A 5,835-nucleotide genomic window follows, 5' to 3' on the forward strand; every position below is an offset into this window, starting at 1 on the left:
GAGGTCGCCGCAGGCGAGACGGTCGACATCGTGCTCACCTGGTTCCCCAGCCACCGCCCGCTGCCCGAGCCCCTCGACGTCGACGCCGCGCTCGCCCACACGCACGAGTGGTGGCAGCAGTGGCTCGACCGCGGGCGCCCCGCCGATCGCTCGCGAGAAGTGCCCGAGCGCTATCGCGAGCTCGTGCAGCGCTCTCTGCTGGTGCTGCGGGTGCTCACGCACGAGTCGACCGGCGGCATCGCGGCTGCCGCGACGACCTCGCTGCCCGAGCAGTTCGGCGGCGGCCGCAACTGGGACTACCGCTTCGTCTGGCTGCGGGACGCGGCCCTCACGATCAATGTGCTCGCCCAGCACGGCTACAACCACGTGGTCGACAGGTGGCGGCAGTGGATGCTGCGGGCGATCGCGGGCGACCCCGCCGACGTGCAGATCATGTACGGCCTCGGCGGCGAGCGGTGGCTGCCCGAGCGCGAACTGGCCTCCCTGCCCGGATACCAGGGCCCGGGCTCCGAGCGAGCGCACCCGGTCCGCGTCGGGAACGCCGCCTCTGAGCAGTTCCAGGCCGACGTGATCGGCGAGGTAATGCTGGCGTTCTCGGCGGCGCGCGAGACGGGACTGGCCGAAGACGCCGTCTCGTGGGGACTGCAGCGCGCCCTGCTCGAGCACCTCGAGAGCGTCTGGGCGACGCCCGACCAGGGCATCTGGGAGATCCGCGGCGAGCCGCGCGCGTTCACGCACTCGCGCGCCATGTCCTGGGCCGCGTTCGACCGCGGCGTCGAGGCCGTCGAGAAGTACGGGCTCAAGGGGCCCGCACGGCGCTGGCGGGAGCTGCGCGACGGCATCCGCGACGCCATCGACCGCGACCACGTCGATCACGCGACGGGCGCGTTCGTGCAGTACGCCGGCGCGCCGCATGTGGATGCCGCACTGCTGCAGCTGCCCCAGGTCGGTTTCTGCGCGCCCGACGACCCGCGCATGCTCGCGACGGTCGCCCGCATCGAGTCCGAGCTCATGCATGACGGATTCGTCGACCGCTACGTGACCGAGAGCGGGGTCGACGGGCTGCCGGCCGGCGAGAACCCGTTCACCGCGTGCTCGCTGTGGCTCGCCGAGCAGTACGCCCGCTCGGGCAGGCGCGACGACGCGCTCGCGCTGCTCGACCGGGTCGGGAGAATCGCGAACGACGTGGGGCTCCTCTCCGAGGAATACGATCCCCGGGCGAAGCGCCAGGCCGGCAACACGCCGCAGGCGCTCTCGCACCTCGCATTCGTGCGCGCGGTCGACGCGCTCTCGGACACCGAGCTGACTCGATAAGCTGTGGCTGTGACCGTGAATGCAGCATCCCCGGCCGTCACCCACGACGACGGCGTTCAGAACCAGTCCTTCGTCGCGTTCCTGGCGCGCCGCATCCCGTCCGCTCTCGGCGGTCTGCTCGTCACGCTCCTCGCGGTCCTCGTGTTCCTGTTCTGGGTCTACACGCTCGTCGTGACCTGGATCGGTCACGGCGATCTCTCCACCCCGCTCTTCCAGACCTCGGTCGCGGCCGCGCTCGTCGTCGGTGTCGCGTTCTTTGCGCGCAAGACGCTCGGCTGGCTCGGCCTGCTGGTCATCGCCGCCGCATGGTGCATCCTCTCGGGCCTGCCGCTCATCCCGATCGTCCAGGTGATCGTGCAGGCCGCTCTGGTCGCTCTCATGGCAGCCGCCGCGGTCTTCGCGGTCGTCGCCGCCGAGCAGGCCGAGCGCCCGCGTTTCTAGGCGCACCCCGCCGGGTATCGCCCCTCTGACACAGACACAGAGGGGAGCACATCATGTCGATGTCAGACAAGGGCCGCCACGCCGCCGACGACGCGATCGGCAAGGGCAAGGAAGCCGCAGGCAAGCTCACCGACGACGAGAAGCTCGAGAACGAGGGCAAGGCTGACCAGGTGGGCGCGAAGGTCAAGAAGGCCGGCGACTCGATCAAGGACGCGTTCGACAAGGCGACCGACCGCGACTGAGCGTCAATAGACTCGTCGTATGACGACGACGCCTGCTGATCAGCCCCTGTTCTCCGCCAACGGAACCGGCTACGACATCAGCCAACTTCAGGGCGTCTTCGAGCATCACTTCACCTGGGCGACCGCCTTCGAGCGCAACACCCATCGGTACGCGCACAGGCCCGCGATCAGCGACCCCGAGACGGGGCGTTCGTGGACGTACGCCGAACTCGGCGTCGTCACCGGACGACTGGTCGCGGGCCTTCGCCGTGCCGGCGTCGGAACGGGCGACCTCGTCGCCTACCAGCTGATGAACTCGCCCGAGTTCGCGTTCCTCTATGTCGCGGCCCAGGGCCTGCGGGCGGTCAGCTCGCCGATGAACTTCCGTCTCTCCCCCGGCGAGACGGCCTTCATCCTGGACGAGTCGAAGCCGAAGGTCTTCGTGTACGAGCGCGAGCAGGCATCCCTGGTCGCCCAGGCGCTCGAACTCGCGACGCACCGGCCCGCCGTCGTGGCGGGCGTGGGAAGCGGCGAGCTGATTCCCGGGTCGATCGCGTTCGAGGACCTGCTCGTCGAGGATGCCCCGAGCTTCCGTGCCCCCGAAGACGGCAGCGTGTGGGACGAGTCCAGCCGGCTCTACACGAGCGGCACGACGGGAATGCCGAAGGCGGTGCCGCTCACGTCCCTCAACGAGACCTTGTCGGCGCACGACGTCATCATGGCGTTCCCCCTCTCGAGCACCGACAAGACGATGAACATGTCGCCGTGGTTCCACCGCGGCGGCAACTACTGCGCGGGGCCCAACCCCGTGCTCTTCGTGGGCGCCGAATCCGTGTGCCTGCGCCGCTTCGACGAGGCCGTCGTGCTCGACGCCGTTCAGAACTCGAAGCTGACCTACGTGATCGGCGCGCCGACGAACCTCGAGCGCCTGGCCGACGAGCAGGAATCCACGCCGCGCGACATCTCCTCACTGCGCGGCATCGTGACGATGGGGGCGCCGCTCGAGAAGGCGGCGGCGATCCGCTACCAGCAGACGCTGCACCCGCGGCTGATGAACGGCTACGGCACGACCGAGGCGTTCTGGAACACCTTCCTGCGCCCCGAGGATCTGCCGGCCTTCGCCGGCAGCGCGGGCCGCGCGTGCATCGACGACGACGTCGCCGTGGTGAACGTCTATGAGGACCGCTTCGCCGAGCCCGGCGACCTGGTGCCGAAGGACGGTCGCACCGTCGGCGAGGTCATCATGCGCACGGTCAAGGCGGGCTATGCCTACACCGACCCCGAGCGCACCGCCGAGAAGTTCCGCGGCGGCTGGATGTACCCGGGCGACCTGGCCACGTGGGACGAGAACGAGATCGTCACGATCGTCGGCCGCAAGGACGACATGCTCATCTCGGGCGGCGAGAACATCCACCCGGTGCAGGTCGAGGAAGCTCTCGCGGAGCACCCCGGCGTCGCCGACTCGATCGTGACCGGCCTCGCCGACGACGAGTGGGGCGAGCTCGTCGTCGCCTATGTGCGCGTGAAGCCGGGGAAGCTCGGCGACGCCCAGGCGGCGGCGAACGACCTCGACGCGCACTGCCGCGCGCATCCCGGCCTCGCGGACTTCAAGCGGCCGCGCCGCTACGCCTTCGTCGACGAGCTCCCCTACACCGCGACCGGGAAGAAGCAGCACTTCATCTTGAAGCAGCAGGCGATCGAGGATGCCGCCGCGGGGCGCTTCCTGACGCCGGCGAAGCGCTAGTTTCGCGCCGGGGGCGCCTCTTCCGCGGCTCTGGTGGCGAAGGGTCCGCCCGTCTCGGAGTTCCAGACGGTGGTGATGCCCCACGCCGTCGCGGCGATCGGCACCGCCAGCACCGCGCCGACGATGCCGCCGATGAGCGAGCCCGCGGCCAGTGAGAGCAGGATCACGAGCGGGTGCAGGTTGAGCGAGTGCCCCATGATCTGCGGCTGCAGCAGGTGGCTCTCGAGCTGGTTGACGAGCACCACGATCGCGATCACGATGATCGCCGCGACCGGCCCGTTCGCGACCAGTGCCACGAGGGCGGCGAGCACACCGGCCAGCACCGCGCCGACGATGGGGATGAACGCCGTGATGAAGACGATGACCGCGAGCGGGAACGCCAGCGGGACCCCCACGATCGCGAGGCCGATGCCGATGCCGACCGCGTCGGCCGCGGCGACCATCGCCGTGCCGCGCACGTAGCCGCCGAGCACCGTGACCGTCTTCTCGCCGATGCGCTGTGCGCGCTTGTAGGTCTCGCCGTGCAGGGGGCGCAGCAGGAACTCCCAGATCTTCGGGCCGTCCTTCATGAAGAAGAACAGCGTGACGATCGTGAGGAAGAGGCCGGTGACGCCCTCGGCCGCCGCGCCGGCGCCGGCGAGCGCGCCGCGCCCGAACTGCGCCGAGGTGATGAAGTCGACGACCGCATTCTGCGCGTCATGCAGGTTCTGCTGGCTGATCAGGTTGGCGGGAAGCTGGTTGAAGTAGCCCTCCAGGCGGTTGATGCCGTCCGTCGCGTTCTGCTGGAGCTCGCCCCACTGCGAATGCACCGCCCACACGATCAGCGTCGTCAGGCCGCCGATGACGATGAGGATCGAGAACAGCGCGATCCAGGTCGCGAGCATCGACGGCACGCCGTGGCGGCGCATCCAGGCCATGAAGGGGTGGATCGCGCACGCCAGGATGAGCGCGAGGGTCACGGGAATGAACACGAGGCTCACCTGCGTGATGGCGAGCACGAGCACCGCCGCGACGATGAGGACCGCGATGATCTGGATGCAGCGCGTGGCGAAGCGGCCGAACCCGTCCCCCCAGGCGACGGTGGTCTCCGCCTTGGCTACTGCGACATTGCGCGGCAGCGCACCGCCGCTGGGCACCTTGTTCCTGTGCAAGAAGGCCATGCGCATGAGGGTACCCAGCCGCGGGCTCCTTAGGCGTACGCCGTGCCGATCAGGCCGTGACGTCCCGATGGCCGCCGTTGAGGGCGGCGACGACCTGGTCGTAGTCCCCGCGCGCCTCGCCGTAGCGCAGGAAGTGCACCCGCTCGACCAGGATCTCGTGGGCATCCGGCTGCGCCTCGATGAGCTGCATGACCTCGTCGACGAAGGCATCCAGGGGCAGCGCGTTCGGGTCCTGCGACTGCCCGGGCATCAGCTCGGTGGCCACGAGCGGCGGCACGAGCTCGGTGACCTTCACGCTCGTGTCGGCGAGCTGCAGGCGGATCGACTCGGAGAGCATGTGGATCGCCGCCTTGGTCGCGTTGTAGCTCGGCGTGAAGGCGAGCGGCGTGTGTGCGAGCCCGCTCGAGACGGTCATGATCGTCGCATCCGGCCGGGTCTGGAGGTGCTCGATGAAGGCGCCGATGAGGCGGATCGGGCCGAGCAGGTTGGTGGTGATCGTCTGCTCGGCGGAGGCGAGGAAGCCCTCGGCGCGGTGCCAGTCCTCTGCGTGCATGATGCCGGCCATCGCAATGAGGACGTTGAGGTCGGGATGCCGGGCGATGAGCTCCGCGGCGGCAGCGGTGATGCTCGCGGCATCCGACGTGTCCAGCTGCACCGTGTCGAAGCCGTGCTGCTGCGCCAGCTCGTCGAGCAGGGCCGCGCGGCGGCCGCCGATGATCACCGTGTTGCCCGCGTCCTTGAAGCGGAGGGCGAGAGCGAGTCCGATGCCGCTCGTCGCACCGGGGATGAAGATGGTGTTTCCGCTGATGTTCATGACTCCACGGTGCAGGCATCGGCTCGTCGTGAAAAGGGACGCAGCGATCGTGGGACCCGCGATCCCTGGTTGGGCGCGCACGCGGGTGTGATGATCGGATGCATGGATCGCACCGCTCTCGCCGACTTCCTGCGCCGCCGC

Annotated in this window: 6 protein-coding genes; 4 read left to right on the forward strand and 2 right to left on the reverse strand. The window is 69.5% G+C overall.

Annotated features, from left to right (window positions below; all coding sequences use genetic code 11):
• The 4 genes from ACM2XV_RS11400 to ACM2XV_RS11415 all read left to right on the forward strand — a co-directional run.
• Nucleotides 1-1,314: glycoside hydrolase family 15 protein (locus ACM2XV_RS11400; RefSeq protein WP_487027005.1), on the forward strand; the 1,314-nt coding region annotated here is incomplete at its 5' end.
• Between the two features lie 9 nt (nucleotides 1,315-1,323).
• On the forward strand, nucleotides 1,324-1,755 hold the full coding sequence (locus tag ACM2XV_RS11405) for a hypothetical protein (protein ID WP_344774693.1): 432 nt from the start codon (nucleotides 1,324-1,326) through the stop codon (nucleotides 1,753-1,755).
• 53 nt (nucleotides 1,756-1,808) lie between these two features.
• Nucleotides 1,809-1,997, forward strand: coding sequence for a CsbD family protein (locus ACM2XV_RS11410; RefSeq protein ID WP_344774691.1), 189 nt, complete (start codon nucleotides 1,809-1,811; stop codon nucleotides 1,995-1,997).
• A gap of 19 nt (nucleotides 1,998-2,016) precedes the next feature.
• Nucleotides 2,017-3,720 (forward strand): class I adenylate-forming enzyme family protein, encoded by a 1,704-nt coding sequence (locus tag ACM2XV_RS11415; RefSeq protein ID WP_487027006.1) that lies wholly within the window; start codon nucleotides 2,017-2,019, stop codon nucleotides 3,718-3,720.
• On the opposite strand, the gene ACM2XV_RS11420 is transcribed toward ACM2XV_RS11415, so the two are convergent.
• Both ACM2XV_RS11420 and ACM2XV_RS11425 read right to left on the reverse strand, forming a co-directional pair.
• Nucleotides 3,717-4,880, reverse strand: coding sequence for an AI-2E family transporter (locus ACM2XV_RS11420; protein WP_344774687.1), 1,164 nt, complete (start codon nucleotides 4,878-4,880; stop codon nucleotides 3,717-3,719). The two genes, ACM2XV_RS11415 and ACM2XV_RS11420, sit on opposite strands and share 4 nt — an antisense overlap.
• A gap of 49 nt (nucleotides 4,881-4,929) precedes the next feature.
• Nucleotides 4,930-5,694 carry an SDR family oxidoreductase gene (locus ACM2XV_RS11425; protein ID WP_344774685.1) on the reverse strand — a complete coding sequence of 255 codons (765 nt, stop codon included), beginning with the start codon at nucleotides 5,692-5,694 and terminating at the stop codon, nucleotides 4,930-4,932.
• Nucleotides 5,695-5,835 lie beyond the last annotated feature (141 nt).

It is taken from the genome of Gryllotalpicola sp. CP2-P1, assembly GCF_057512245.1.